The sequence below is a fragment of the Arthrobacter sp. zg-Y895 genome (assembly GCF_020731025.1).
Taxonomy (GTDB): Bacteria; Actinomycetota; Actinomycetes; order Actinomycetales; family Micrococcaceae; genus Arthrobacter_B.
Genome location: NZ_JAJFZY010000010.1, coordinates 25,522 through 50,700, shown reverse-complemented (window position 1 = coordinate 50,700; position 25,179 = coordinate 25,522). Strand labels below are relative to the sequence as shown.

The following is a 25,179-nucleotide window of genomic DNA, read 5'->3' as shown; positions in this document are numbered from 1 at the left end:
TAGGCTTGTGAACTCCTAGGCGCCGGGAAAAGCGTCCAGGGAAAGCCGGCTGCGGTACTCCACCGGCCGGCGGGTCAGCGGATCGGTAAACTGCACGGACCGCGCCAGCAGCTGCAGCGGACGGGAATAGTCGTCCGGCACCTGGGGCAGCAGCTCCGGGTAGAACGAATCATTCAAGATGCCGATGCCCTGCGATGCCATGTGCACCCGCAGCTGATGGGTCTTCCCCGTATGCGGCAGCAGCCGGTACCGGCCCAGCCCGCCGCTGCTCTCCATCAGCTCGATCCGGGTCTCCGCATTGGGTTCGCCCTCGACTTCCTGGGCCAGCAGGTAGGTGCGGGATTTGATCATTCGGCTGCGGACAATCCGCGGCAGCTCGAGGTCCTCCCGGACCGGAGCGACGGCTTCGTACTCCTTGCTGATCCGGCGCTTCTCGAAGAGGATCTGGTACTTGCCCCGGGTTTCGGGGTTGGTGGAGAACAGCAGCACTCCGGCGGTCATGCGGTCCAGGCGGTGCATGGGAATCAGGTCCGGAATCCCCAATTGGACCCGCAGCCGCACCAGGGCCGACTCGGCCACGTACATGCCGCCCGGCGTCGTCGGCAGGAAATGCGGCTTGTCCACCACCAGCAGGTCCTCATCCTGGTGCAGGATGCCGATCTCCACCGGGATCCGCTCTTCGGGCGGAAGCTCGCGGTAGTACCAGATGAAGGTGTGCTCGGTCAGGGGAGTGGCCGCGGTCAGCGGAATGCCGCCCAGGCCCACTACTTCACCGCGTTCGAACCGCTCGATGATTCCGTCCGGATCCACATGGCCGAACCGTTCAAGCACGTAGTCCATGGCGGTGTCCCAGGGACCTTCGCCGGGAAGGCGCAGGCGGGTGGCGTTGACTCCGTTGCGCACGGGAAGCGGGGACTGCATCACGGTTTCAGGATATCGCGCGTGCGGGCTTAAATTGGGCTTGGCTGTTCTGGGTAGAAACAGGCCCGCCCTCCTTGAAATCCAGGCAGATCCTGCCGCAGAAACCCCATCCGAAACGGAGCCCGGTGGCCACCGAACCAGTTCTTCCTCCTGCTGACCAGACGGAGCCGACGCGCACAGTGCCGCCTAAAACGACGACGCCGGCCCTGACGCCGGAAGAGCGCCAGTCGGTTATGCGTACCCTGCGTTCACCGAAGCTGCTCAAGACGGAGGTCCTGGCCGGACTGGTGGTGGCCCTTGCGCTCATCCCCGAGGCCCTGGCCTTCTCGGTCATTGCCGGGGTGGACCCGAGGATCGGCCTGTTTTCAGCCTTCACCATGGCAGTCTCCATCGCCTTCCTCGGCGGCCGTCCGGCCATGATTTCCGCCGCCACCGGCGCCGTGGCCCTGGTGATTGCACCGCTGGTGGCGTCCCACGGCGTGGAGTACATGATTGCCGCCGTGCTGCTGGCCGGGGTCTTCCAGGTGCTGCTGGCACTGCTTGGCGTGGCGAAACTCCTGCGCTTCATTCCGCGCCAGGTCATGGTCGGCTTCGTCAACGCGCTGGCCATCTTGATCTTCATTGCCCAGGTGCCCGAACTGCTGGGGGTGCCCTGGCTCGTCTATCCGCTCGTGGCGCTTGGGCTGTTGATCGTCTTCGGCCTGCCCCGGCTCACGGTTGCGGTGCCGGCGTCGTTGGTGGCCATCGTTGTCCTCACGGCCATCACGGTGTTCGCCTCCCTTTCCGTCCCGACGGTCGGGGACAAAGGCGAACTGCCGGACAGCCTGCCGTCGCTGCTGCTGCCCGATGTGCCCGTCAGTCTCGACACCCTGCAGGTGGTCTTCCCCTACGCCCTGGCGGTCGCGTTTGTGGGGCTGCTGGAATCGCTGATGACGGCCAAGCTGGTGGATGACGTCACCGACACCCGCTCCAACAAGACCCGCGAAGCCTGGGGCCAGGGTGCAGCCAACCTCATCACCGGATTCTTCGGCGGCATGGGCGGCTGCGCGATGATCGGCCAGACCATGATCAACGTGAAGGGCTCCGGTGCCCGAACCCGGATTTCCACGTTCCTGGCCGGGGCTTTCCTGCTCCTCCTGGTGGTTGTCCTCGGAGACGTTGTGGCCCTGATTCCGATGGCAGCCCTGGTGGCCGTGATGATCTTCGTGGCGGTCACCAGCTTCGACTGGCATAGCATCCGCCCGTCCACGCTGAAGATGATGCCCAAGAGTGAAACCGCCGTCATGCTGGCCACCGTGGCCGTGACCGTCTGGACCCACAACCTGGCCAGCGGAGTCGGCGTCGGCGTGCTGGTGGCCATGGTGCTGTTCGCGCGCAGGGTGGCGCACTTCGTCACCGTGGACCGCACGGTCACCGGGAACGACGCCGATGCCACCGCCGTCTACACGGTGAACGGCGAGCTGTTCTTCGCCTCCTCGAATGATCTGTATTCCCAGTTCGAATACGTCCTGGATCCGGCGAATGTGGTCATTGACCTGAGCGGCTCCCACGTCTGGGACGCATCAACCGTGGCTGCACTCGACGCCGTGACGGAGAAGTACCGGCGGCGCGGAACCGAGGTGCGGATCACCGGACTGAATGAGGCCAGCGGCCTGATGCGCGAACGAATGGCGGGCAAGCTGCCCTAGCTGCCCTAGCTGCCCTAGCTGCCCGGCGTCCGTACGGACGTGTTCAGGCAGCGGCGGCGTGCGCGTACTGGTGCTGCAGGGAGGCCAGCTCCACCCGGCACTGCTCGGCGTTCGGGCGTTCGGGCGGAGAGAGTGAAGTCATGGCGGACAGCAGCGACCGCCAGCGGGCGGGGAGCGTGGGCGGGATTTCCGGTCCGCGGACCGTCCGGGCCACCGTGGATTCGACCTGCGGCAGGTCGAAGGTGCGGACACCCGTGAGGCATTCGAGCAGGACAAGTCCCAGCGAGTAAATGTCCGTGGCGGAGGTCAGGGGCGCGCGCCGCACCTGCTCGGGACTCATGTAGGGCAGGCTCCCGTAGGACGGTTCCTTATCCCCGAACCCCTGGGTGCTGACCGCGATGCCCAGATCGGTGATCTTGGCGTGGCCGGTTGCCGGATCCACCAGGATGTTCGAGGGTTTCACGTCCCGGTGGATGTACCCCGCAGCATGCACGCCCCCAAGTCCGGCGGCGAGCTCGACGCCGAGCCGCGCAGCGTCGCTGGGCTGCAGTATGCCGGGGAGGTTCTGCCGAAGGTCGGTGCCCCGCACCAGTTCCAGAACCAGGTATGGCGTCTGCACGCCGGTGCCGGGGTGGCTGATGGTGCCCGTGGAAATCATCCGAACCACGTGCGGATTCTCGACAGCCCGCAGCGCGGCCGCTTCCCGTACGGCTTCATGCCCCTCCGGCCTGTGCCCAAGCGGGGCGGAAAAGATCTTGACGGCCACCTTCTCCAGGGATGCCAGATCCGTAGCCCGCCAGACGTAGCCAGCGGTGCCCTGCCCGATAGGTTCATCCAGGCAGAATCGACCGCCGATGAGCACGTGGGCACTAAAACCCGAGGCATCGGAGGCAGGGGATACTGCGGTTCTTGGTGCTGGATGCCTGCCCATGCCGCCCCTGGGTTATTCGCTAGCGTGTCTATTTACTAGTCTGGCTAACAATAGGATGGGCGCGCAGCTGAGTCCAGCTTTCGGGTGTGTGGATTTCCGGTGTGCCGACAAATCCGGGCGGGATCAGTGCTGTGGATTGCCCGGATCCGGCTTCGGTTCCTCCAGTGCGGAACGCAGTCGGTCCATAAAGGAAATGACAATCTCGGCTTCCTCCGGCGACAGCTCTGCCGCGGCACGCATCATGCGCTGGTGCATATCGCCCACGGTCTGGCGAACGTCGGCGTCCGATGCGTCGGTGGGGACGATCTCCCAGGCACGGCGGTCATTGGGCCGGGCTCGCCGTCGGACGTATCCGCCGCGTTCCAGCCGGTCGATAAGTGCAGTGGTGGAGGCGGTGGAGATCCCAAGGAGCCGGCTCAGGTCCTTGGGGCCGAGGCTTCCACCGGCCTGCCGGGCCTGCATAAGGCAGCGCATGGCCAAAAGGTCGTTTTCGTTCATTCCCATGGCATCCTGGGTGCGTCGGCGGACCAGGGTTTCAGCGGCACGGTAACTGCGCACTGCATCCAGCACGGCGCGGGCTTTTGGGTGCTCCGGATCGGGGCCGTACCAGTAGCCGTCCTGCTCCGGGAGCTGCTTTGGGATGTCCATTCGACCAATCCTAGCCTTGCTGGAAGGTAGGACGGCTAGGAATCGATGCGATGCATTTCACACCGTAATTAGGGCATAAAAACGTGCTCTAATATCTTCGGTTGTGGTCAGATGTTAGGTGTCCGCTTAGGTAATCCTTACCTCTCGCCTGTGATAGGAACGTCCTTGACTGCACCCGAAATCTCCCCGTCCGGTCCCAAATCCGGACCCTCGCGCCGCAATATCCTGGGCGGAGCCGGGCTCGGCTTCCTGGCATTGGCGCTGGGGGCCTGCTCCAGCCGTGACACTGTGGCTGCGGCCGGGAATGCAGCAGGATCCGGCGGTTTCACCGTCACCGACATGCGCGGCGTCGAGGTTTCCTTCGATGCCCCGGTGCAGAAAATCGCCACCACCGTCATCCCCTCGCCATCCATGCTGGCTGCCGTGGACGGCGGGTACGGCAAGATCGTGGGCATCAATGAATCCACCCTGCAGGCCAACCGGCAGGGCCTGTTCGGGGAGATGTTCCCGGAATCGAAAACCACCACCACCATCGCGCCGTCGAGCTTCACCCCCAACATCGAGACCATCACCAAACTGGAGCCCGACGTTGTGTTCCAGTGGGCGGACCAGGGCGACGGACTTGTGGAGCCGCTGGAAAACGCCGGCTTCAAAACGGTCTGCCTGCTCTACGGAACGCAGGAATACCTGGAAACCTGGGTGTCCCTGTTCTCCACCATCCTCGGCAAGCCCGAGCGCGGCACCGAAATCGTGGACTGGATGCATGCCGAAATCGCCCGGCTGGAAGATGAGCTCGCCGCAGTTTCCAAGCCCGTGCGGGTGGTCCACCTGGGCCAGTCCGGCGACGGCTATTCGGCCTCCAACAAGTCCTCCTACATGCACTACTGGATGGAGCTGGCCGGCGGGCAGAACATGGCGGCGGAGAACCTTTCCGCCGAGAACGTGGTCAGCGCCGAGCAGCTGATCGAGTGGGATCCCGAAGTCATCACGCTGGGTGGCTTCGATACCCGCACCCCGGCCGAGGTCTACGCGGACCCGTCCCTCGCCTCCGTGTCCGCCGTCAAAAACCGCCGGGTCTACAAGGCCCCGCTGGGCGGATACCGCTGGGAAGTTCCCTGCGCCGAATCCCCGCTGATGTGGCAGTGGGCGGCCGAGGTGTTCCATCCCGGCCGCACCAGCAACACCCTGCGCGCCGCCATGAAGGAAAAGATTGCGTACCTCTACGGGTACGAAGTGAGCGAAGCCCAAATTGATGCCGCCCTGCGGCTGGACCTGAACGGCGCCAGCGTTGGCTACGACGTCTTCCGCGGCTGAGGTGGCGGCTCCGCATAGCTCCGGCGCACCTGCACCTGCCCGCGCCGGCTCGACGTCGTCGGCGTCGTCGTCGGCCGGTGCCCCGCCGTCGTCGGCCCGCCGCCGGCTGATCCTGCCGCTTTGTGTCCTGATCCTGTGCACCGTGGCCCTGGTTTCCATGGCCGCCGGCCGGTACTGGGTGCCGCCGAACGAAATCCTGCGCATCCTGTTCAACGAAGTCACCGCCCTCTTCGGCGGCGAAGGGATGCTCCGCCGGACCTGGACCGACCAGGAAGCCACCGTGGTCCTGGATGTCCGGCTGCCGCGCGTGCTGCTGGCCTTCCTGGTGGGCGGAGCGCTCTCGCTCGGCGGCGCCTGCCTGCAGGCGCTGTTCCGCAATCCGCTGGTCAGCCCGGACATCATCGGCGTCACCGCCGGGGCGTCCTTCGGCGGGGTGCTGGTGCTGACCCTCGGCCTGTCCGGCGGCTGGATGGTCGGCGGCGCCTTCGGGTTCGGGCTGGCCGCACTCGCCGGCGTCCTGCTGCTGGGCCGGCTGGGCGGACGGGACAACGCCATGCTGATGATCGTCCTGGGCGGGATTGTGGTGGCGGCGTTCTTCAACGCGCTGGTCTCCTTCATGACCTACCTGGCCGACCCGTATTCCGAACTGCCCTCGATTGTGCACTGGCTGCTCGGTTCCATCGCCGCGGCCAGCTATGACAAGGTGCTCACCGCACTGGTTCCAGTGGCAATCGGCGCGGCGATAGTCCTGGCCCTGCGCTGGCGCCTGAATGTCCTGTCCCTGGGGGACGACGACGCCGCCGCGCTGGGCGTGAACCCGCAGCGCTCCCGGGTGGTGCTTTTGTGTGCCGTTGCCCTGATGACGGCCGGCACCGTCGCCGTGGCCGGGGCCGTCGGCTGGGTGGGCCTCGTGGTTCCGCACCTCGCCCGGCTCTGGGTGGGACCGGATCACCGGATCCTGCTGCCGGCGTCGTTGCTGCTGGGCGGTACCTACCTGATGCTCATCGACACCCTCAGCCGTTCCATCAGCAGCAGCGAACTTCCGCTCGGCATCCTCACCGCCATCATCGGCGCCCCGGTCTTCGTGGCGCTGCTGGCCCGTTCGCAGAAGAAAGCCGAGCTCTCATGACCGTCGCACCCCTGTCCCGCACGGTTCATCCGCTAACGGGCAGCCGGGCGGCTGACTCCGCGCCGCTGCTGCAGGCTACCGACCTCGGTTTCCGTTATTCCCGGCTGCGCCCGTGGCTCTTCCGGAACCTGGAATTTTCCTTGGAGCGCGGGGAGGTCCTGTCCATCCTGGGGCCCAACGCCCGCGGCAAAACCACGCTGCTCAAGTGCCTCTCCGGGCTGCTTGCCCCGCGTGAGGGAACGGTTCACGGCGCGCCCGGCATCGGATACGTGCCCCAGGACCACGGTGCAGGTCCGTCCTTCACCGTCGCCGACATGGTGCTGATGGGCTGCACCCGGCACCTGCGCGCCTATCAGACGCCGCGCGCCGAGGACTACGCCGCCGCCGACGCAGCCATGGAACGAGTAGGCGTGGCCGCCTGGGCCGGACGCGACTATTCCACCCTCTCAGGCGGGCAGCGGCAGCTGGTGCTGATTGCCCGGGCCGTGGCCTCCGGCTGCGAACTGCTCGTCCTGGACGAACCGGCTTCTGCACTGGACCTGAACAACCAGTCCCGCGTGCTGAGCGTGCTCACCGGGCTGGCTGCTGAGGGCATGGGAGTCATCATGACCACTCATCATCCTGACCACGCGCTCCACGTGTCCCGCAACGCGCTGCTGTTTGTCGGCAGCCATGACGTCCGCTGGGGACCCACCGAAGAGCTGCTCACCGGTCCGGCCCTCTCCGAGGTCTACGGCCTGCCCATCTGCACCCCCACCGTGGGCACGGTATCCGGCGAACGCGTGATCGCCGTTCCGGATTTCGGCCCGTCATGCCGTGCCTGCCCGGTGCCCGGCGCCGTCGGGGCACCGGCACCGACTCCCGTGGAAATTCGAACCCCCCTTGTAAAGGAACATCCGTGATTATCCGTTTGATCGGCGGCAAGCCGATGCTTGGCCAGACCGACACCACCTGGCGCGGCGCCTTCGAGGATGTCGACGCCTACGACCTCGACGACGACGCCGCCCGCGCCCGGATCCTCTCGGCCGACGGGCTGGTGATCGGCGGCGGCGTGGACCATCTCCTGCTGGGCAAGCACCGCGAAGCACTCACCGGCTTCGTGCGCGCCGGCGGCCGGGTGCTGGTCAACGGCCAGGTGGTTAAGCCCTTCATCGACGGGCTGGCGGTCTGGCGCAAGCTGGAATTCCGCGGCGCGCAGGACGTCCGGCCGCATCCGGTCTCTCCGCACCCGGTCTGGGCAGGCATTGACTACCGGGACCTGCACTACCGCACGGGGGTGCCCGGAACCCACAGCTACGAGCGGTTGGAGGAGATCGGCGTCGCCGGTTTCTACGGCCGCGGCTATCACCTGGACCTGCCCGAGGGTGCGACCGTGGTGACCGGCATCGGCCAGTACCGGCTCCCGCTGGACTACAGCTACCGGATCGGCTCCGGCGAAGTGCTGGTGCACGGCGGCAATGACCTGGAGAGCTTCAGCGACGATCAGTATTCCACCCGCGTGCTGGGCCCGAACCTGGTGCAGTGGCTGGAAAACGGGGAATGCACAGCGGCGGAGCCGGCGTCCGCCCCCGCTCCTGCCGCCGTCGGACCCCGATCCTCCGCCGTTTCACGCAAGGAGGGATCGGCTGCCCCGCGGATCGGGCTGCTGCACTGCGGCACCTTCCAGCCCCTGCGTACCCTGGCCGACCCGGCCCTGGCGCCGTACCGGATGGAATCCGTGTATCTTCCGGACGCCGATCCGGCCGTGCTCGCGGACCTGGACGTGGTGATTGTCAGCGACCGGCTGCATCAGGGCCAGCTTGCGCGCTTTGTTCCGGCCATCCTTGAGGCCTTGTCCGACCCGGGGAAAACCGTGATCGTGCTTGGTGAGAACAAGGTTGAACAGTGGCTGCCCGGCGTCGGCTACAGCTTCCGCCCCACGGTGTTCTGGATGTGGCGCACCGGCGAGGACAACGGCACCCGGCTGCGGCTGCCCGAGGATCCGATGTGGGAATTCCTCACCCCCTGGTCCGTGTCCTGGCACCATCACGGTCTGCTGCATCCGCGCCCCGGTGCCCGCTCGCTGGTGGTGATGGAAGAGGACGGCGCCGAATCCGGCACGCTGCTGTACGTGGATGAGGTGAACCAGTCCGCCCGTCTGCTGGTGACCACCATGGATCCGGTCTACCACCACGGATCCGGCTTTATGCCCGGTGCATCCCAGCTGCTGTACTCGCTGCTGCGCTGGGTCACGGCCACGCACGCCCCGCGGGCCTAGCCGGGTCTGAGGGGAGCCTGCCGGGCGGACCACCGCCGTCGTCCGGATCAGCCCAAGACCAGCCGGACGGCGAGGACCAGCATCACGACGCCGATGAGCAGGTCCACGATCTGCCAGGTGCGCGGCCGGTTCAGCACCGTGGATAAGCTGCGGGCACCGTAGCCCAGCGCGGTGAACCAGATCAGGCTGCCGACGACGGCGCCGGCTGCGAAAATCCAGCGCGTGTCAGAACCGTACTGGTTCGCCAGGCTGCCCAGCAGCACCACGGTGTCCAGATACACGTGCGGGTTCAGGAAGGTCAGGGCAAGGGTCGTCAGGATGACGGTGCCCTTGGCCCGCGGTGCCTGTGCTTCCAGCACCGAGGGCCTGGCGGCGGAGATCAGTGATCGGATGCCCCACCAGGCGAGATAGGCGGCGCCGGCCCAGCGCAGGATTTCCAGGACCGCCGGGAACCGGGACACCAATGCCCCGATCCCGGCGGTGCCGCCGAAGATCAGCAGGGCATCGCTGATGATGCACAGGGCCACTACCGCGCCGATGTGTTCCCGCCGCAGCCCCTGCCGCAGGACGAAGGCATTCTGCGCTCCAATGGCCACAATCAGTCCGAGGCCGGTGACCATTCCAGTGGCCCAAATACTTAGCATTCCTCGACGGTAACCAGCGGCAGCGGTTCAGACAAACGAATGATTTGAAGGATGCATTAGGTTTGCTTCATGAACTTCGAGCATCTCCGCGCACTGTCCGCCGTCGTCGACGAGGGCACGTTCGAAGCGGCGGCGGATCGGTTGCATATCAGTCCGTCAGCGGTAAGCCAGCGCATCAAGGCACTGGAAAGCTCCGTCGGCCAGGTCGTTGTTCGCCGCGGGTCACCCTGCACGCCGACGGATGCGGGCGTGGTTCTGCTGCGCATGGCACGGCAGGTGCAGCTGCTGGAGGGGGAAACCCGTTCCGCGCTCTCGGGTGACACATCACCGCGGACGCCGACGCCGGTGGCCGTCAATGCGGACTCCCTCGCCACATGGTTCGTCCCCGTCCTCTCCGAAGCAGCCGAGTGGACGGACAGCACCCTGGACCTGCACGTCGAAGACCAGGACCACAGTGCGCAGCTGTTGCGGCAAGGGGACGTGATCGGCGCGGTCACTGCCGATCCGACACCGGTCAACGGCTGCAAGGTCGAGGCCTTGGGCGCCATGCGCTACCTCCCGGTGTCGACGCCGGACCTGCAGCAGCGCTTCACGCGTGAGGACGGTGTCGACTGGGCAGCCATGCCGGTGGTTCAGTTCAATGCCAAGGACGATCTGCAGCGCCGGTTCCTGCAGGCCCGCGGCGTTGACGGACGACCGCCCCGGCACACTATCCCGTCCTCTGAGGCATTTGTGGCAGCGGTCCGTGCAGGACTCGGCTGGGGCATGCTGCCGGAACTGCAGTTGGGCAACGGACTCAAGGACGGGACGTTGGTGCTGCTAGATGAGCGTGCGCACCGGGACGTCCTGCTGTACTGGCAGGCCTGGAAGCTGGACTCGGAAAGGCTGCACCGCATCGGTGACTCAATCCGGCGGGCCGCCCGGCAGCTCAGGTAAGGAAGCCCTACCCCGGCTAACCCGGAAACGGCTGGCAGTGCGGGCAGTAGTACAGGTCCCGCATTTCCATCTCGTTGTCGCCGAGCAGCTCATGCGCCACCTTGGTGCCGCAGCGCAGGCAGCCCCGCCGTTCCCGGCGATAGACCCAGAGCTGGTCCCGGCCCATGGCGCCGGTGGTGATCCGGCGGGAGCGGGCCTTGTTGACCTCCAGGAGCCGCTTGGACAGGTCCACCAGGCGGGGCAGATCGGGGACGTCGGAGACCGGGGTCAGCGGGTGGATGCCGGCCAGGAAGCACAGCTCGCACCGGTAGATGTTGCCGATCCCGGCGAGGTTCCGCTGGTCCAGCAGCGCCAGGCCGATGGGCCGGTCCGGCTGGGCGGAGAGGCGGCGCAGCGCTTCTTCGGCGTCCCAGTCGGGTCCCAGCAGGTCCGGGCCGAGGTAGCCGACGGCGTCGTCCTCGTCCGACCGGGGCAGGACCCGAAGGAACCCGAGGTCGAATCCGACCACCTGGTGGGTGTCCGTTTCGAGGATGCAGCGGGCCTTGAACGCGGGCCGGCGCCACTTCTCGCCGCGCGCGTAAACATGCCAAAGCCCCTCCATTTTCAGGTGGGAGTGGAGGATCCAGCCGTCCACGGGATCGCCGCCGCGGATCAGCAGATGCTTGCCGCGGGACACGACGTCCTGCACGGCGGAGCCGGTGAAATCGGTGGCGGCGAATTTCGGGACGCGGATATCGCATCGGGTGAGCTCTTTGCCGGCCAGGACGGCATTGAGGTCCCTCGCCGCCCGCCAGATGGTATCGCCCTCAGGCACGGTTCCTCCCCGGTTCGACTACGCACGGGGCCCACACATCAGACACGGTAGCGCAGCCCTTTCGGCGTGGTGTAGAAACCGGCAGCGGTCAGTGCCCGCGCAGCGTCCGTATCGAGGATATCCGCCCCGTTGACCTTCTCGATGGCCATTTTCTCCGCCGCGCCTCGTTGGATGATCCGCACCAGGGCGGCTGCGGAAAGCTCCAAGACAGCCGGCTCCTCGGTGAAGGTCAGGAGTGTCTTGCCGCCGCGTTCGGCGTACAGCGCAAGCTCGCCGTCGACCAGGACCACCAGTGCACCGGCTTTGCGGCCGGGCCGGTGTCCACCCTCCAGGGTCGGCCAGGGCAGGGCGGCGCCGTAGGGGTTCGCCGGATCGGTGGCGGCCAGGGCGACGGCGGACGGTTCGGGCTGCTTCAACTGCGCGTCTTCGGAGAAGGAACGCAGCCGGTCCACCGTGGCGGGCACCGCGAACTGGGCGGCGCCGAGCTGCTCAATGAAGTAGCCGCGCCGGCACCTGCCCATTTCCTCCAGCCGGGCCAGCACCCGATAGAGCAGGGCGAAGCCGCCCGGGGTGCCTTCGCTGGCCACGGAGCCGCGGGTGACCACGCCGTAGCGGTCCAGCATCAGCTCGGCCGTGGCGTGGGCATGCAGGGTGGTGTCGGTTTCCACCGCGGGGAGCATGCTCCACCGCCCGGCGACCAGGGGCGGAGCGTTGCGGAGCGCTGGCGCGGACGCGCCGCCGGCCGCCAGCCGCATGGAGCTGCCCGTCAGAGAGGCCCCGGGTGCCCGGCCCAGCCGTCCCATCCGGGCGGTGCGGGCACGCGGGGTGGCGGCCCGTTGCTTATGGGCGGTTTTCCCGCCGGAGAGCAGGGACCGCACCGGGGTGAAAGTGTCATTGCTGATCCGCCCGGCCCAGACGAGTTCCCAGAGGGCGGAGATGATGTTCGCATCCGTTTCAGCCATGCCGTCTGCCGCTAGACCGTCGCCGAGCTGGCGGAAGAAGTACGCGCCGCCGTTGCCCAGCAGTTCCAGCAGCCGCTGGTGCAGGCCGCCCGGCTCGAAATCAGGGGAGGGGTTGAGCGTCAGCGGCGCGTTTTCGGCCAGGTGCAGGGCTATCCAGCCGTCGTTGCCCGGCAGGGAGCCGCTGCCGGACCACACCACTTCGCCCGTGGCGGTCAGCTCGTCCAGCATGGCCGGGGCGTAGTCGCGCACCCGGGAGCCCAGGATCAGCGGTTCCCAGGCCGAAGCCGGAATCGGCACGCCGGAAAGCTGGTCGATCACGGTGGCCACGCCGTCGAGCCCGCGCAGTGACGAACCCACGTTCTGCCAGACCGGCAGGAACCGCCCGTAGGTGGCCGGGTCCACCGGCTCCACCTCGGAACGCAGGGCCGCCAGCGAACTGCGGCGCAGCCGCCGCAGCACCTCGACATCGCACCATTCGGTTCCGGCGGGAGAGCCGGGAACGGTGACGGTGGCCGGGGGAGTGGAGTCGACGCCGTCGGCCGCGTCCAGCAGCAGGGTTTCGGCGGGGCGGAATTCGCCCTCCGCGACGCGTCCCTCGCCGGCCAGGCGCTGCAGGGTGCCGGTGACGACGGCGACGCCGAGGCCCAGCCGGGCGGCGGCTTCGGCGGCGGTGAAGGGCCCGTGGGTCCGGGCATACCGGCCCACCAGGTCACCGAGCGGATCCGCAACGGGTTCGATAAACGCCAGCGGCACGCCCATCGGCAACGGAACACCGAGGGCGTCCCGCAGCCGGGCGGCGTCTTCGATGGCCGCATACCGGGTGCTGCCGGCCATGCCGATTTTCAGGGCCCGGTTGGCGCGGACCAGCTGCTCCAGCAGCTCTTCGGCATCCTCCGGGGTGGCGGTGGCCGGAGCCGGTTCCACCGCGGTCCCGGTCTCGTCAACGGCAAGCTCCACCGGCTGCAGGCGGGCGGCGACCTCCGGAACGGAGAGCGGACCGAGCAGCCGCAGCAGGTCCGCCACGCCTTCCAGTCCGCGGGCATGGCGGTCCGGAGCCAGACGCTGGAGTTCGCTTTCGATCCGGGCGATGATCCGCGCATCCAGCAGTTCGCGCAGTTCGGCCCGGCCCAGCAGCTCATTGAGCAGCGTGGGATCCAGGGACAGGGCGGCGGCCTTGCGTTCGGCCAGCGGCGAATCGCCCTCGTACAGGAAAGCGCCCACGTAGCCGAAGAGCATGGAGCGGGCGAACGGCGACGGCGAGGGAGTGGTGGTTTCCACCAAGCGGATCTCGCGCCGCTCAATGCCGGAGGCAATGTCCTTCAGGGCCGGCAGGTCATAGACATCCTGCAGGCATTCGCGGACCGTTTCCAGCAGGATCGGGAAGGTCGGGTACTTCTTGGCGACATCCAGCAGCTGCGCCGACCGCTGCCGCTGCTGCCAGAGCGGGGTGCGTTTGGAGGGGTTCTGCCGCGGCAGCAGCAACGCGCGTGCCGCGCACTCCCGGAACCGGGAGGCGAACAACGCCGAGCCGCCCACCTCGGCGGTGACAATGGAATCGAGTTCCTCGGGGTCGAACAGGAACAGCTCGGCGCCGGGCGGTTCGTCCTCCATCAGCGGCACGCGCAGCACAATGCCGTCGTCGGAGGCCATGGCCGATCCGTCCAGCCCGTACCGGGCGTGCAGCCGCGCCCCGACAGCGAGTGCCCAGGGCGCATGGACCGGCATGCCGTACGGGCTGTGCAGGACTACCCGCCAGTCCCCGAGTTCGTCGTGGAAGCGTTCCACCACCAGCGACCGGTCGTTGGGCACCACATCGGTGGCCTGCTGCTGCTCGCGCAGGTAATTGATCAGGTTGCCGGCGGCCCAGTCATCCAGCCCGACGGCGGTCAGGCGTTCCCTGGCCGCTGTGTCATCCGCGGCGGCCATCTCGCGGACGAAGGCGCCCAGGGCACGGCCCAGCTCCACCGGCCGGCCGAGGGTGTCCCCGCGCCAGAACGGCAGTTTGCCGGGCTGGCCGAAGGCGGGGGAGACCAGCACCCGGTCATGGGTGATGTCTTCGATCCGCCAGCTCGTGGCACCCAGGGCGAAAATGTCCCCGACCCGGGATTCATAGACCATTTCCTCGTCAAGTTCACCGACCCGGCGGCTGTTCTTTCCTTCGGAATCGCCGACCAGATAGACGCCGAAGAGGCCGCGGTCCGGGATAGTGCCGCCCGAGGTGACGGCGAGGCGCTGCGCTCCGGGCCTGCCGGTAATGGTGCCTTCGGTGCGGTCCCAGACAATCCGCGGCCGCAGCTCGGCGAACTCGTCCGAAGGGTAGCGGCCGGAAAGCAGGTCCAGGGTGGCGTCGAACGCGGAGCGCGGCAGGCCGGCAAAGGGCGCGGACTGGCGGACGACGTCGAACCATTCCTCCACGTCGATGGATCCCAGCGCGGCGGCGGCCACGGTCTGCTGGGCGAGGATGTCCAGCGGGTTAGCCGGTATGGCCAGGGGTTCGATCTGCCCGGCGAGCATCCGTTCGGCGGTGACGGCCGAGTTCAGCAGGTCGCCGCGGTGCTTGGGGAACATCACGCCCTGGGAGATTTCGCCCACCTGGTGCCCGGCCCGGCCCACCCGTTGCAGGCCGCTGGCCACCGACGGCGGCGATTCGACCTGCACCACCAGATCCACGGCCCCCATATCGATGCCGAGCTCCAGCGAGCTGGTGGCCACCACGCAGCGCAGCCGGCCGGATTTCAGGTCGTCTTCGATCAGGGCCCGCTGGTCCCGGGACACCGAACCGTGGTGCGCCCGCGCGAGCACGGGGGTGTCGTCTTCGACGGCGAGGTCCCCGCGCCGCAGCACGGACACCCCGGCCTGCGCCATGATCTGGGCGGGTGGACGTACAGATGCTGCCGGGGCCGGGACCCCGTCCGTTCCGGTGGCCGCCTGTGCAGCCTCCAGCCGGAAGGCATGGATCTCGTTCAGGCGGGCCGTGATGCGCTCGGCCAGGCGCCGGGAGTTGGCGAACACGATGGTGGAGCGGTTGGCCTCGATGAGGTCGACAATCTTCTCCTCCACATGCGGCCAGATGCTCGCCTGCGGAGCGTAACCACCCTCCACGGTGTCCTCAGTGGTAGGCGCATTGCCCAGATCCGTCATGTCCTCCACCGGAACGGTGACGGTGAGGTTCCAGTTCTTCCGGGACTGCGGCGCAACGATCCGCACCGGAGCGTTGCCGCCCAGGAAACGCGCCACGGTTTCGTGCGGCTCCACCGTGGCGGAGAGCCCGATCCGCTGCACAGGCTTTTCCAGCATGGCGTCCAACCGCGCCAGCGTGACGGCCAGGTGGGCGCCGCGTTTGGTGCCAGCCACGGCGTGCACCTCGTCCACGATCACGGTTTCCACTTCGGCCAGGGTCTCCCTGGCGGAGGATGTGAGCATCAGGAACAGGGATTCTGGCGTGGTGATGAGGATGTCCGGCGGCCGCGTGAGCAGGGCGCGCCGCTCATTCTGCGGGGTGTCCCCGGACCGGACGCCCACGGTGATGGACGGTGCCGGCAGGCCCAGCCGTTTGGCTGTCTGGGTAATGCCGATCAACGGCGAGCGGAGGTTGCGTTCCACGTCGACGCCGAGGGCCTTCAACGGGGAGATGTACAGGACCTTGGTTTTACGTTTGGGTTCCCGGGTGCGCTTCCGCCCCGCCGGTTTGGGAGCGGATGCGGGCAGTTCCGGAAGGGGCAGTTCGGCGGGCGGCAGGCCTCCGGGTCCGGCAGCGGCGGCCCCGGCAATAAAGCTGTCCAGCGCCCAGAGGAACGCGGCCAGGGTTTTGCCTGACCCGGTGGGAGCGACCACCAGCGCATTGGCCCGCTCCGAGATCGCATCCCAAGCTCCTACCTGCGCCGGGGTGGGCGCAGTGAAGGCACCCTCGAACCATTCCCGGGTGGCGGGGGTGAACTTGGCTAGCACCGAAGATGCCGATGTCATGGCACTATTCTTCCCCACCCCGGTGACAGTTTGGCCGCTGCCACCGGGGGTTCGGCTGCAGGCCGAAAATCAGCGAGCCTGCAGGATACCCACTTGCATCAGCTCGATATCCGCGTTGGTGCAACCCGTGGACGGGTAGGGGACAGTCAGGGAAGCGGTGTCCTCCGGCGGATAGACCAGCAGGGACGCAGTCTCCTGCACCTGGCAGTTTCCGTACTTCTGCGCCACGGTTTCCCGCAGCTCGGCGGCCGCAGCCTGGCCGGGTGCCAGCGTGACGGGGCCGGCGGCCACGCCCTCGGTCCGGGCGGCCGGTGCGCCCACCTGCTGTCCGGCGGCGTCGAGGTAAGAGACACCCGGATAGCCGGCCACGGTGCAGGTACCGTCGGCGGAGACATTGGTCAGCACCAGGACGCGGGAGATACCGTCCGCTCCGGCGCCGCCGGGAACATTCTCCACGGCGCCGGCAAGCATGTCGGCGGTGCAGGGAACGGGGCCGGCAGCTGCCCCGCCTCCGGTTGCCGGAGAGGAAGCCGGAGCAGAAGCAGATTCGGTTGATGGGGACGGAGCTGGCGTGGTCTCACTGGCTGACGCCGAAGGGGACACCGACGCGTCGCCGTCGTCCCCTGAGCCGCCACAACCGGCCAGCGCGGAACCGGAGAGAGTCAGCAAAGCCACCAGGGCTAGTGCCTTGCGGGACGGGGAGGACTTTTTGACGGGGGAGGCAGGTGCCAAGGTGATCATGCTCTCACCTTTCCCGTCGGGCGGGGGTGCGTCAATCCGCCCCGCCCGGCGGGACGGAATGACGCAAAACCGTTACGGGCGCCGGAAGCAGGCTGCCCGGCGCCCGCTCAGGTCCGCGGGCTAGGCCCGGCTGCGGCCACGCGTGCGGATCAGGGCGGTGACACCTGCCGCAAGGCCCAGCAGCCCGGCACCCAGGCCAACGTAGCCGGCAACTTCGGCGGCCTCGACGTCGTCATCCCGGTCATCGGCGCTTTCCGGCGTGGCGCCGTGGGCGCTGCCGTGCTCGTCGCCGGCGGCGTGATCATCGTCGTTGTCCGCTTCGGTGATGGTGACCGTAGGCGCCGGGGAGTCGAGGTCGTGGCTGGTCTGGCCGTCGGCCGGAACCTGGGACCAATCCGTTTCCCCCTTTTCGCAGCTCTGCAGCACGGGGAAGGTCAGGGTGGTGTCTTCGGCGTCGGGCAGGTCGACGCCGAGGGTGATGGTGTCCCGGACGCCGTCGGCCAACGGTTCCTTGGCCGTGTAGATAATTTCGCTGGTGCGCGAGCTGACCTGTGAGCCGTTGGGCAGGGTCCGCGGCTCCGCGAGCTCCTCGGTGACCTTCTTGATGTCCCAGCCGGGGTGGGCCGTGGGGGTGGCGTCCGCCAGTTCGTCCGGCAAGGTGAAGGTCAGGGCCGTGGTCGGGGAGCCCTCGCAGCCGTGCGAGAGGTCGAAGGTCAGCAGGGCGGACTCGCCCGCGCCGGTGGTGTCGGGGGTGACATGTACGTGGGCGGCCGCGGGGGCCAGGCCGAGCGCCATCAGGGCGGCGGTGCCGCCGGCGGCAAGGAGGACAGAGGAGGAGGTACGCATGGGAAGAGCCTTTCGGTGGCGCATTGCCAAAAAACCGCGCTGGAGGCGGGAAGTAAGAGAAAAGGAATTAGGCCAATGCGTACGACGGCGGCCCGCGCAACGGGCGCGCGGAGCAGTACCGGGTGGGCGGGGTTCCGGCGGCGGGACCGGAAATCGCCGGCGGCCGGACGGGCCGGAACGTCACCGGGGCCGGCGGCGTGAACAGCGGCCGCAGCCAGGCCGCCGTGGCGTGCAGGGCGTCCTCGCCCCGGGCGAGCACCAGCGCGGACAGCGCCACGGCGGCGAGGTGCGCGAGGAACAGTGCGGGGCCGGCGTCGTGCTGGAGCGCGTGGAGACCGGACAGGGCGGCCCCGGGCAGCGGCGCCGCCTCCGGACAGACAACGGCAACGCCGTGGTGGGAGGAAGCACCGGGCAGGCATTGGACGCCGGAGGTCAGGATGCCAAAGGCTTCATGGAGCCCGAGCTGCGCGGCGCCGAGGACAAGGAAGAGGCTGCCGGGCCGGAACCGGCGCCCGGCAGTAATACTGACTCCGGCCAGGGTGAAGGCCGCCAGGGCAATGAGGAGGACCGGTTCGGGGAGTATCCCGCCGCCGGCCAGGTGCGCACCTGTGGCCAGCGCGAAAATGACTGCGGTGGCGACTCCGGCGCGGAGCAGCCGGAAGGGATCGGTGCGCTGGGGCATGCTTCCCTTCCGGTCCCGCCGGCCGGCTCGGAGCCTGCCGGACTGCTGAAAAACTGCTCCTACTTTACCGTGCAGCCGAAGAACCGGGCGCACGCGGGATTCCGGCGGCAGGCGCCGTCGTCCCCTGTCCTATTCGTGGTGGTAGGGGCGTCCGCCGGCAATCTCCTGGGCCCGGTACACCTGCTCCGCGAGGATCAGCCGGACCAGTTGGTGGGGGAAAACCAGGGGTGAGAGGGACCAGACAAAGTCGGCGCGGTCGTGGACGCTCTGGTCCACGCCGTAGGCCCCGCCGATGATCAGGGTGACGTTGCGCGAGGAATCCAGCGGCCTCTGCAACGTCTGGGCCAGCACCGGCGAGGTGATGGCCTTACCCCGCTCGTCCAGCAGGATCACGTAGTCGGATCCGACCTTCGCCAGCAGCCGCTCGGACTCTTCCTTCCGGGCGGCGTCGCCTTCGCGGGCCGAATGCGGAATGGGGACCCAGGTCAGGTCGAAGGGTTTCTTCAACCGCTTTTCGTACCGGCGGATCCCGTCAACCACCCAGTCCTCGTGCTTGCGGCCCACCATTAGAACTTTTAATGCCATGCAACCATTCAAGCCCGGAACCGCCGAGGTCCGGTAACCGGGCGGGCGCCGGGCTTACACTGCGGGGACATGGAAGGGCACTTCGACGGCGCAGGCCAGGAGGTTACAACGTGTTGGAATCGCGTGCGGTGGTGTTGGGCGGCGGCGGAGTTGCCGGGATCGCCTGGGAGATCGGGCTCTTGGCGGAACTGCTGGACCAGGGCATCGACCTGAATGAGGCGGACCTCGTTGTCGGTACATCGGCCGGATCCGTGGTGGGAACGGCGCTTCGCTTCGGGCAGGTGCCGGCCGCGGCGCTCGCCCAGGAGACGGCGGAGGAAGGTGCCAGTGCTCCGGATTACCAGGAGCCGGACGCATTCGACGGTGAGCGGTTCATGAACCTCATGGGCGCGGCCGGTTTCGGCGGCGGCGGGGAGAAGGCCGCCCGCGCACGGCTGGGCCAGCTGGCACTGAAAGCGGACACGCAGCTGACCGAGGAAGCATGGGTGAACAGCATCCGTTCACTGGTTCCCTTCCCGGCCTGGCCGGAGAAGGCAATGGGCGTCACAGTGGTGGACGCTGAAGACGGCAGCTTCAAGGTGTTCGACGGCGATTCCGGCGTGGACCTTGGCCTGGTGGTTACCGCCAGCTGCACTGTCCCGACGGTGTGGCCGCCCGTGCACATCAACGGGCGGGTCTACATGGACGGGGGTATGCGTTCGGGTACCAATGCCGACGTCGCCGCCGGCTTTGGAAAGGTACTCGTGGTTTCCTGCGGCCTCGAGGCACCGCAGAGCCCCTTCGGGCCCACCCTGCCGCAGGCACTGAAAACCATCCGGAAGGACGGAAAACCGCTGTTGATCGAAGCCGACGCGCAGGCTTTGCAGGCCTTTGGCACCAACATGCTGCTGGATTCCACGCGTCGCCCCTCCTTGGCGGCCGGCCGGCGGCAGGCGAAGGAGATCGCCGACGTCGTCCGGCGCTTCTGGGAGGGGTAGCCCTCCTGAAGGGCTAGCGGCTAGCGGCTAGCGGCTAGCGGTTGTCGCGGTCGACGTCGGCCTCCAGATCGGAGCCCGGTTCAATCACCACACCGTCTTCACGCTGCTCGACGCCGTCGGCCTGGGCAGCGGTGTCTGCGGCGGGGGAGGCTGCTGGGGCAGCGGCGGGCGCTTCCGCTTCAGCGGCCTCGACTTCTTCGCGTTCCTTGATGTACTTCACGAGGAACTCCAGTTCGTCGCTGTACTGCTGCAGGCGGTCGGTGCGGGACTCAGTCGCCAGGGCGAGCACGAGATCGGTCTGGCGTGCACGCAGCTGGGCAATGGTGGGCTGTGGTTCGTTGGTGTCCATGCTTCATCCTACAAAGGCTCTCCGGGACACAATTTGCCGGCCAAGTACCCCCGCCGAGGCGGTGCTGGTCCTCGCGACTTGTTCAGTGACGCTGCGCAGGGCACGCCCGGCAAGGGGCCTCACGGTTCCCCGCGATCCCCCGTTCCGCCGTGGCGGGTCACAGCCTCCGGGCGGACGCCGGACCTCGTCCGCCTCGCCCATTCGCGGGCCAGCGCGCTGTACCACTCCAGCGCATAGGCGGAAGGATGCTCGGAATCGAGTTGCCGGTAGACCCGGTCTGTCAGGCCTTGCAAAGTCCCCTGGGGCAGAGCGGCCAGCGCCTGGGTATCCAAGGGATCTGCCGGCAGGTCCAACAGGGAGACGGCAGAAGCGTGCCGGGAGCGGAAGAGAGTCATGGCTTCGCCGCTCCGGCGGACGGGAGGCAGCCCGTTGCTTCAAGGACAGCGGAGGAGGGGTCGGCATCGAGCCGAACGAGTAGGCGCAGTTTGTGGTCCACAGGATTCCAAAAAATAGGAGTTCCGGGGCGCACTGCTGGGCCTCGGAATTTAGGGTAAACGGCGGATCCGGATGAAGGCAAGTCGGGCAGGGCAGGGGCTCGTGGTGCCGGTCATCTTGGGGCGTGGAAGTCTCCGGAGATGCGACGGGGGCAGGTCTGGTTTCTTCCAAAAACTCCCTCTGGCTTCGTCAGCACATGACGTCTGAAGCCTTCTCGTTTGAAGAAATAGACTGTGGACAAAGAAATGAATCACCCGCCCGAGCAAACCGACGGTGGCCCAGCCGAAAAGGATGGGCAATAACCGCAGAAAAAGCGATGTTCCGCCCGGTTAATATATCCCCGCCATCCTGCTGTTGCTTTTGGCGATTATGGTAGTCCCGCGGATGGCGTCGCTACCGATGTGAAGCTCAAGGGCTCCGCTCAATATCAAGTTCCGGTTAATTGCTGGGCCGAGGATGACCCGCGACGGGATTTCAGTGGAATGAAGACCGCGTAGAACGCACTCCAACAGATCCAGAACACGGTCGAGATGCTCCGTTCAGAGAGTCCGGGGAACCTGCGGCGCCCCACAGCGGCAATCCCCGATACTGCCGATGTCACCACGATGAACCGGATCATGCGTCCGGGCACAGTCCAGGCAAGAAACCCCACGAGCGAGGTCCGCTGCAGCCCGGCTGCCCGCGCGTAGAGCTTGTACGGGACTCCGCGGGTGGGACCCCGCAGCAAAGAAGCGGCCCCGGACTCGGCGATCTCCTGCTCCACCTCGCTGATCATGGCATCCGTGACCGCCGGGATCTTCACCAACGCCTTACGCGACGTGTTTGCGGCTACCTTGCGGCCCCACCAGTAAGTCGCTGCCCCTCCGGCCATTGCGCCGCCGAGGGCTGAGACCGTCGTGCCGAGCGCGCGTTTCGGTCGGCGCAGCCCCACCCAGGATGTCCACACATCGGGGACCACAAAGAAGAACGTCGCTTCTGCGAAGCCCCAGACGCCGGCGATTCCGTGGTCCCGCAGGGCATTCCTGGAGGGTGATTTGCGCCTCATGCTTACACTCTAATGAATGGTGAAGTGGAACCACGGGATTGATCGCGGGTTGCTGCCATTTCCGCCGCTCGGCTCGCACTAGCGTATGAGCTAATACAAAGGGCCAAATGAACGGACACTCTAAATGAGCCACGGAACGGACAGACGGGAAATTCCGCAGCGCAGCAGCCGGTGGGCGGCTAAATCTGCAGATATTCTTGCGGCGGCGAAACTCACCCCCAATCAGATCTCGGTCGGTTCAGTGGTGTTCGCCGCAGTGGGCGCCGCTGTGCTGATCTGGTCGGCATATACCGACGACGCCATAATTCGTGCTGTCCTTCTGGCAGCGGCTGCTGCCTGTATACCGCTGCGTTTGTTGTTGAACATGCTCGACGGAATGCTGGCCGTGGAAAAGGGTATGAGCTCACCGGTGGGCGATATCTACAATGAACTGCCTGACCGAATCTCCGACGTGCTGTTTCTGGGGGCAGCAGGCATCGCCACCGCCGGGCTGGTGACCGCCGGCCGAGTCGATTTCGGGGTGACGCTGGGATTCCTTGCGGCGATACTCGCCGTACTCACCGCCTACATCCGCTGCCTCGGAGCATCCCTCGGCACGGGAAACTTCTTCGACGGGCCCTTGGCCAAACCGCACCGCATGTGGTTGCTGATGATCGGCGTCCTGGTGGGCATCGCCGAACCATGGCTTCCCTGGTCGGAAGGGTGGGTGCTGTTCGGCACGCTGGCGCTCATTGCGTTAGGCTCCCTGCTCACCTGTGCTCGCCGATTGCGCCGTGTCAGCGCGGCGCTGCGTGCCCGCAGCACGGACTTGCCATCATGAACGTCGGCAGGGCCTCCCGGCGCAGCCTCGCGAAACTTATCAGCGCCTTCGCCGGTGCGCGCGTAGTGGCTGCAGCCGGAGAACTGGATCTACCCGAGCAGGCCATCTATTACGCGAACCATTCCAGCCATCTGGACTTCCTCACCATTTGGGCCGCACTGCCGGCAGAGCTTCAGCAACGCGCCCGCCCGGTGGCTGCCAAGGACTACTGGGGCTCCGGGGTGCGTAAGGCTTTTGCCGAACAGATCTTCAACGCCTATTTGGTCGAACGCCACGGCGCCAGCAGCCGCCGGCAGCGCATCGGACTCGGGGGTCAGCCCCAAGGGCCAGGTGGAGGGCATGGCTGAGGTGCTGGCCGCCGGTGATTCGCTGATTATCTTCCCTGAGGGCACCCGCGGCGACGGCGATACGATCGCCCAGTTCCACGGCGGACTGTACAAACTCGCTCGTCTCCACCCGGAGGTACCTGTGGTCCCCGTGACGCTCGCCAACCTCGGACGGATCCTCCCCAAAGGTGCGGTGATCCCGGTGCCTCACCTCTCGACTGTCATCTTCTGCGAGCCGCTGCAGCTTGATCCCGATGAGGACAGGCAGGCGTTCCTGGCTCGCGCCCGGCAGGTTCTCGTGGAAGGCCTGGCTAAGCACCAAGGCCCGCAATCCACAGATACCCCTGGACAGGACGACGACGTCTCGGACCCTCGTAGCCAGGCCCGGAAGGACAACCTGTGAGCGACTGGGAACTGGGTTTGCTGGACTCGACGTCGCTGAAACTCCTCGGCGGCGTCGTCCTTGTTCTGGTTTTAGCCACCGTGATCGCGTGGCTCCTGGGCCGCCGGTTGGGCATCACGAGCACCATCAGAAACCTGAAGCAGCGCATCAACGCCTGGTGGTTGATGGTCGCACTGATAGGTGCGGTCCTGGCAGCCGGCGAGACGGTGACGATTGTGCTGTTTCTGCTGCTGTCGCTCCTGGCACTGCGCGAGTTCATCACCATCTCCCCGACCGGCCGCGGAGATCACAAAGTGCTCGTGTGGCTGGTGTTCATCATCCCCGCGGCGCACTACTGGTTCCTGTGGGAGCACTGGTATGGCATGTTCAGTGTGTTCATCCCGGTGTACGCCTTCCTCTTCCTGCCTGCGCGCAATGCACTCGCCGGGCAGACCACCGGGTTCCTGCAGCGAACTGCGGCTATTCAGTGGGCGCTGATGGTATGCGTCTACGCCATCAGTTACGCCCCGGCGCTCCTGCAGCTTCCGTTCGCCATGGAGGCAGGCCGAGATGCGGCCGAAGGCTCGGCGCCTGGGACGGGTGGGGCTACCGGCGCGCATCTGCTGCTGTTCCTGCTGATCGTGGTGCAGGGCTCCGATGTGCTGCAGTACGTGTGGGGCAAGACGCTCGGGAAGCACCCGATCGCGCCGAGCGTGAGTCCCAACAAGACCTGGGAAGGGTTCATCGGGGGAGTGCTTTCGGCCACCGCCCTGGGGGCTGCCCTATGGTGGGTCACACCGTTCACCCCGTTGATGGCCGCGCTCCTGGCATTCATCTCCTGTGTGATGGGTTTCGCCGGCGGGCTGGTGATGTCTGCCATCAAGCGCGACCGCGGCATCAAGGACTTCGGCTCCACCATCCCCGGTCACGGCGGCATCATGGACCGCCTGGACTCGCTCTGCTTCGCGGCACCGGTCTTCTTTCACGCGGTGCGGTTCTTCTACACCTGATAGATGCACCACGGTGCCCCGAGAATGCAGAAAACCCCCGGTTTCCCGGGGGTTTTCATTGGCGGTGACGGTGGGATTTGAACCCACGTTGGCTTTTACACCAAACAACATTTCGAGTGTTGCACCTTCGGCCGCTCGGACACGTCACCAACGCGTCAACCTTACCGGGTTGAAGGCCCAACACCCAAAAGCAGTCCCGCCAGGGCCTGGGCGCCCAGTTGGAACTAGAGGTCGACGACGTCGTTCTTGCCGATATCGGGAGTGCCGCCGGTGGCCGCAGCCTTGCCGATCTTGAACAGGCTGGCGATCTTCGGCTCGTCTGATGCCCAGTATTCGGCGGTATGCGAGTCCACCTTGAGCAGCGCCACCGACGGATCTTCACGGCCCTGCTCGAACCAGGCCTCCACCGAGGTCTTCCACAGGGAGGAAATCTTGCCCGGATCCTTTGTCAGCGTCGCCGTGCCGCTGATGGAGAGGAAGCCTTCGGAATCATTGATGGCCACGTTCACGTGCGGATTCGCACGGACCTCGTCGGCCTTGGGGGAGGGGTCCGGAGTAAAGAACCACAGGTTGCCGTCTGAATCCGCCTCCTGCAGCTGCAGCGGCCGGCTGACCAGGTTTCCCTGCAGGTCCACCGTGGTCAGCGTGGCGATTCGGGCCTTTTCAAGAATCTTGACGACGGTGTCCCGTCCATCCTGCTCTGATCCCATA

Annotated in this window: 25 protein-coding genes and 1 tRNA gene; 11 read left to right on the top strand and 15 right to left on the bottom strand. The window is 66.9% G+C overall.

Features of this window, described 5'->3' with window-relative positions; genetic code table 11:
- Positions 1–15: 15 nt before the first annotated feature.
- Complete coding sequence (locus LJ760_RS14655; protein ID WP_227924180.1) at positions 16–921, bottom strand: RluA family pseudouridine synthase; 906 nt, start codon at positions 919–921, stop codon at positions 16–18.
- A 233-nt stretch (positions 922–1,154) separates the two neighbouring features.
- Between LJ760_RS14655 and LJ760_RS14650 the strand changes: the two genes are divergently transcribed.
- The gene (locus tag LJ760_RS14650) at positions 1,155–2,609 is read left to right on the top strand and encodes a SulP family inorganic anion transporter (protein WP_227924179.1); all 1,455 of its coding nucleotides are present in this window, start codon (positions 1,155–1,157) and stop codon (positions 2,607–2,609) included.
- Positions 2,610–2,652: 43 nt separating this feature from the next.
- On the opposite strand, the gene LJ760_RS14645 is transcribed toward LJ760_RS14650, so the two are convergent.
- The gene (locus LJ760_RS14645; RefSeq protein ID WP_227924038.1) at positions 2,653–3,471 is read right to left on the bottom strand and encodes a serine/threonine-protein kinase; all 819 of its coding nucleotides are present in this window, start codon (positions 3,469–3,471) and stop codon (positions 2,653–2,655) included.
- A gap of 192 nt (positions 3,472–3,663) precedes the next feature.
- Complete coding sequence (locus LJ760_RS14640; RefSeq protein WP_227924037.1) at positions 3,664–4,188, bottom strand: MarR family winged helix-turn-helix transcriptional regulator; 525 nt, start codon at positions 4,186–4,188, stop codon at positions 3,664–3,666.
- 165 nt (positions 4,189–4,353) lie between these two features.
- On the opposite strand from LJ760_RS14640, the gene LJ760_RS14635 reads away from it, so the two are divergent.
- The 4 genes from LJ760_RS14635 to LJ760_RS14620 are packed head-to-tail and all read left to right on the top strand — an operon-like array spanning position 4,354 to position 8,888.
- Positions 4,354–5,502, top strand: a complete 1,149-nt coding sequence (locus tag LJ760_RS14635; RefSeq protein WP_227924036.1) for an ABC transporter substrate-binding protein — start codon at positions 4,354–4,356, stop codon at positions 5,500–5,502.
- Complete coding sequence (locus LJ760_RS14630; RefSeq protein WP_227924035.1) at positions 5,477–6,631, top strand: FecCD family ABC transporter permease; 1,155 nt, start codon at positions 5,477–5,479, stop codon at positions 6,629–6,631. Before LJ760_RS14635 ends, LJ760_RS14630 begins: the two co-directional genes overlap by 26 nt.
- A complete protein-coding gene (locus LJ760_RS14625; RefSeq protein WP_227924032.1) occupies positions 6,628–7,533 on the top strand; it encodes an ABC transporter ATP-binding protein in 906 nt (301 codons plus the stop codon). Before LJ760_RS14630 ends, LJ760_RS14625 begins: the two co-directional genes overlap by 4 nt.
- Positions 7,530–8,888: a hypothetical protein gene (locus LJ760_RS14620; RefSeq protein ID WP_227924029.1), complete on the top strand. Its 1,359-nt coding sequence runs from the start codon at positions 7,530–7,532 to the stop codon at positions 8,886–8,888. Before LJ760_RS14625 ends, LJ760_RS14620 begins: the two co-directional genes overlap by 4 nt.
- Positions 8,889–8,935: 47 nt before the next feature.
- Here LJ760_RS14620 and LJ760_RS14615 read toward each other — a convergent pair whose 3' ends face one another.
- Positions 8,936–9,508, bottom strand: a complete 573-nt coding sequence (locus LJ760_RS14615) for a LysE/ArgO family amino acid transporter (RefSeq protein ID WP_442860670.1) — start codon at positions 9,506–9,508, stop codon at positions 8,936–8,938.
- 93 nt (positions 9,509–9,601) lie between these two features.
- Between LJ760_RS14615 and LJ760_RS14610 the strand changes: the two genes are divergently transcribed.
- A complete protein-coding gene (locus tag LJ760_RS14610; RefSeq protein WP_227924025.1) occupies positions 9,602–10,468 on the top strand; it encodes a LysR family transcriptional regulator ArgP in 867 nt (288 codons plus the stop codon).
- A 16-nt stretch (positions 10,469–10,484) separates the two neighbouring features.
- Here the strand turns inward: LJ760_RS14610 and LJ760_RS14605 are convergent, their stop codons facing one another.
- The 6 genes from LJ760_RS14605 to LJ760_RS14580 form a co-directional block, all read right to left on the bottom strand.
- Entirely contained in the window at positions 10,485–11,282 is a 798-nt protein-coding gene (locus tag LJ760_RS14605; RefSeq protein ID WP_227924022.1) for an Fpg/Nei family DNA glycosylase, read from the bottom strand.
- Positions 11,283–11,320: 38 nt separating this feature from the next.
- Complete coding sequence (locus LJ760_RS14600; RefSeq protein WP_227924019.1) at positions 11,321–16,210, bottom strand: ATP-dependent helicase; 4,890 nt, start codon at positions 16,208–16,210, stop codon at positions 11,321–11,323.
- 69 nt (positions 16,211–16,279) lie between these two features.
- Positions 16,280–16,951 (bottom strand): DUF4232 domain-containing protein, encoded by a 672-nt coding sequence (locus LJ760_RS14595; RefSeq protein ID WP_227924017.1) that lies wholly within the window; start codon positions 16,949–16,951, stop codon positions 16,280–16,282.
- Positions 16,952–17,071: 120 nt separating this feature from the next.
- Entirely contained in the window at positions 17,072–17,797 is a 726-nt protein-coding gene (locus LJ760_RS14590; protein ID WP_227924015.1) for a YcnI family copper-binding membrane protein, read from the bottom strand.
- A gap of 67 nt (positions 17,798–17,864) precedes the next feature.
- Positions 17,865–18,479: a hypothetical protein gene (locus tag LJ760_RS14585; RefSeq protein WP_227924012.1), complete on the bottom strand. Its 615-nt coding sequence runs from the start codon at positions 18,477–18,479 to the stop codon at positions 17,865–17,867.
- A gap of 129 nt (positions 18,480–18,608) precedes the next feature.
- A complete protein-coding gene (locus LJ760_RS14580) occupies positions 18,609–19,064 on the bottom strand; it encodes a 23S rRNA (pseudouridine(1915)-N(3))-methyltransferase RlmH (RefSeq protein ID WP_227924009.1) in 456 nt (151 codons plus the stop codon).
- A 110-nt stretch (positions 19,065–19,174) separates the two neighbouring features.
- On the opposite strand from LJ760_RS14580, the gene LJ760_RS14575 reads away from it, so the two are divergent.
- On the top strand, positions 19,175–20,041 hold the full coding sequence (locus tag LJ760_RS14575; protein WP_227924008.1) for a patatin-like phospholipase family protein: 867 nt from the start codon (positions 19,175–19,177) through the stop codon (positions 20,039–20,041).
- Between the two features lie 34 nt (positions 20,042–20,075).
- Here the strand turns inward: LJ760_RS14575 and LJ760_RS14570 are convergent, their stop codons facing one another.
- From LJ760_RS14570 to LJ760_RS14560, 3 genes are all read right to left on the bottom strand, one after another.
- Complete coding sequence (locus tag LJ760_RS14570; protein WP_227924007.1) at positions 20,076–20,390, bottom strand: hypothetical protein; 315 nt, start codon at positions 20,388–20,390, stop codon at positions 20,076–20,078.
- Positions 20,391–20,509: 119 nt separating this feature from the next.
- A complete protein-coding gene (locus LJ760_RS14565) occupies positions 20,510–20,785 on the bottom strand; it encodes a hypothetical protein (protein ID WP_227924006.1) in 276 nt (91 codons plus the stop codon).
- Between the two features lie 527 nt (positions 20,786–21,312).
- Entirely contained in the window at positions 21,313–21,930 is a 618-nt protein-coding gene (locus LJ760_RS14560; protein WP_227924005.1) for a hypothetical protein, read from the bottom strand.
- A gap of 124 nt (positions 21,931–22,054) precedes the next feature.
- Between LJ760_RS14560 and LJ760_RS14555 the strand changes: the two genes are divergently transcribed.
- The 4 genes from LJ760_RS14555 to LJ760_RS14540 are packed head-to-tail and all read left to right on the top strand — an operon-like array spanning position 22,055 to position 24,468.
- Positions 22,055–22,750 carry a CDP-alcohol phosphatidyltransferase family protein gene (locus tag LJ760_RS14555; protein WP_227924002.1) on the top strand — a complete coding sequence of 232 codons (696 nt, stop codon included), beginning with the start codon at positions 22,055–22,057 and terminating at the stop codon, positions 22,748–22,750.
- Positions 22,747–23,097, top strand: a complete 351-nt coding sequence (locus tag LJ760_RS14550) for a 1-acyl-sn-glycerol-3-phosphate acyltransferase (protein WP_227923999.1) — start codon at positions 22,747–22,749, stop codon at positions 23,095–23,097. The genes LJ760_RS14555 and LJ760_RS14550 overlap by 4 nt, the downstream gene beginning before the upstream one ends.
- Entirely contained in the window at positions 23,090–23,479 is a 390-nt protein-coding gene (locus LJ760_RS14545; protein WP_331460730.1) for a lysophospholipid acyltransferase family protein, read from the top strand. Before LJ760_RS14550 ends, LJ760_RS14545 begins: the two co-directional genes overlap by 8 nt.
- Positions 23,476–24,468 (top strand): phosphatidate cytidylyltransferase, encoded by a 993-nt coding sequence (locus tag LJ760_RS14540; RefSeq protein WP_227923987.1) that lies wholly within the window; start codon positions 23,476–23,478, stop codon positions 24,466–24,468. Before LJ760_RS14545 ends, LJ760_RS14540 begins: the two co-directional genes overlap by 4 nt.
- Before the next feature lie 59 nt (positions 24,469–24,527).
- On the opposite strand, the gene LJ760_RS14535 is transcribed toward LJ760_RS14540, so the two are convergent.
- Positions 24,528–24,617, bottom strand: a tRNA-Ser gene (locus tag LJ760_RS14535).
- A 75-nt stretch (positions 24,618–24,692) separates the two neighbouring features.
- On the bottom strand, positions 24,693–25,178 hold the full coding sequence (locus LJ760_RS14530) for a pyridoxamine 5'-phosphate oxidase family protein (protein ID WP_227923985.1): 486 nt from the start codon (positions 25,176–25,178) through the stop codon (positions 24,693–24,695).
- Position 25,179: the final 1 nt, after the last annotated feature.

What these genes read in the sequence shown, in the direction of transcription:
- LJ760_RS14655 (WP_227924180.1), bottom strand. Translation starts at nt 921, where the DNA reads ATGCAGTCCCCGCTTCCCGTGCGCAACGGAGTCAACGCCACCCGCCTG.
- LJ760_RS14650 (WP_227924179.1), top strand. Translation starts at nt 1,155, where the DNA reads ATGCGTACCCTGCGTTCACCGAAGCTGCTCAAGACGGAGGTCCTGGCC.
- LJ760_RS14640 (WP_227924037.1), bottom strand. Translation starts at nt 4,188, where the DNA reads ATGGACATCCCAAAGCAGCTCCCGGAGCAGGACGGCTACTGGTACGGC.
- LJ760_RS14625 (WP_227924032.1), top strand. Translation starts at nt 6,628, where the DNA reads ATGACCGTCGCACCCCTGTCCCGCACGGTTCATCCGCTAACGGGCAGC.
- LJ760_RS14615 (WP_442860670.1), bottom strand. Translation starts at nt 9,508, where the DNA reads ATGGTCACCGGCCTCGGACTGATTGTGGCCATTGGAGCGCAGAATGCC.
- LJ760_RS14610 (WP_227924025.1), top strand. Translation starts at nt 9,602, where the DNA reads ATGAACTTCGAGCATCTCCGCGCACTGTCCGCCGTCGTCGACGAGGGC.
- LJ760_RS14600 (WP_227924019.1), bottom strand. Translation starts at nt 16,210, where the DNA reads ATGACATCGGCATCTTCGGTGCTAGCCAAGTTCACCCCCGCCACCCGG.
- LJ760_RS14595 (WP_227924017.1), bottom strand. Translation starts at nt 16,951, where the DNA reads ATGATCACCTTGGCACCTGCCTCCCCCGTCAAAAAGTCCTCCCCGTCC.
- LJ760_RS14590 (WP_227924015.1), bottom strand. Translation starts at nt 17,797, where the DNA reads ATGCGTACCTCCTCCTCTGTCCTCCTTGCCGCCGGCGGCACCGCCGCC.
- LJ760_RS14585 (WP_227924012.1), bottom strand. Translation starts at nt 18,479, where the DNA reads ATGCCCCAGCGCACCGATCCCTTCCGGCTGCTCCGCGCCGGAGTCGCC.
- LJ760_RS14580 (WP_227924009.1), bottom strand. Translation starts at nt 19,064, where the DNA reads ATGGCATTAAAAGTTCTAATGGTGGGCCGCAAGCACGAGGACTGGGTG.
- LJ760_RS14570 (WP_227924007.1), bottom strand. Translation starts at nt 20,390, where the DNA reads ATGGACACCAACGAACCACAGCCCACCATTGCCCAGCTGCGTGCACGC.
- LJ760_RS14565 (WP_227924006.1), bottom strand. Translation starts at nt 20,785, where the DNA reads ATGACTCTCTTCCGCTCCCGGCACGCTTCTGCCGTCTCCCTGTTGGAC.
- LJ760_RS14560 (WP_227924005.1), bottom strand. Translation starts at nt 21,930, where the DNA reads ATGAGGCGCAAATCACCCTCCAGGAATGCCCTGCGGGACCACGGAATC.
- LJ760_RS14555 (WP_227924002.1), top strand. Translation starts at nt 22,055, where the DNA reads ATGAGCCACGGAACGGACAGACGGGAAATTCCGCAGCGCAGCAGCCGG.
- LJ760_RS14550 (WP_227923999.1), top strand. Translation starts at nt 22,747, where the DNA reads ATGAACGTCGGCAGGGCCTCCCGGCGCAGCCTCGCGAAACTTATCAGC.
- LJ760_RS14545 (WP_331460730.1), top strand. Translation starts at nt 23,090, where the DNA reads ATGGCTGAGGTGCTGGCCGCCGGTGATTCGCTGATTATCTTCCCTGAG.
- LJ760_RS14530 (WP_227923985.1), bottom strand. Translation starts at nt 25,178, where the DNA reads ATGGGATCAGAGCAGGATGGACGGGACACCGTCGTCAAGATTCTTGAA.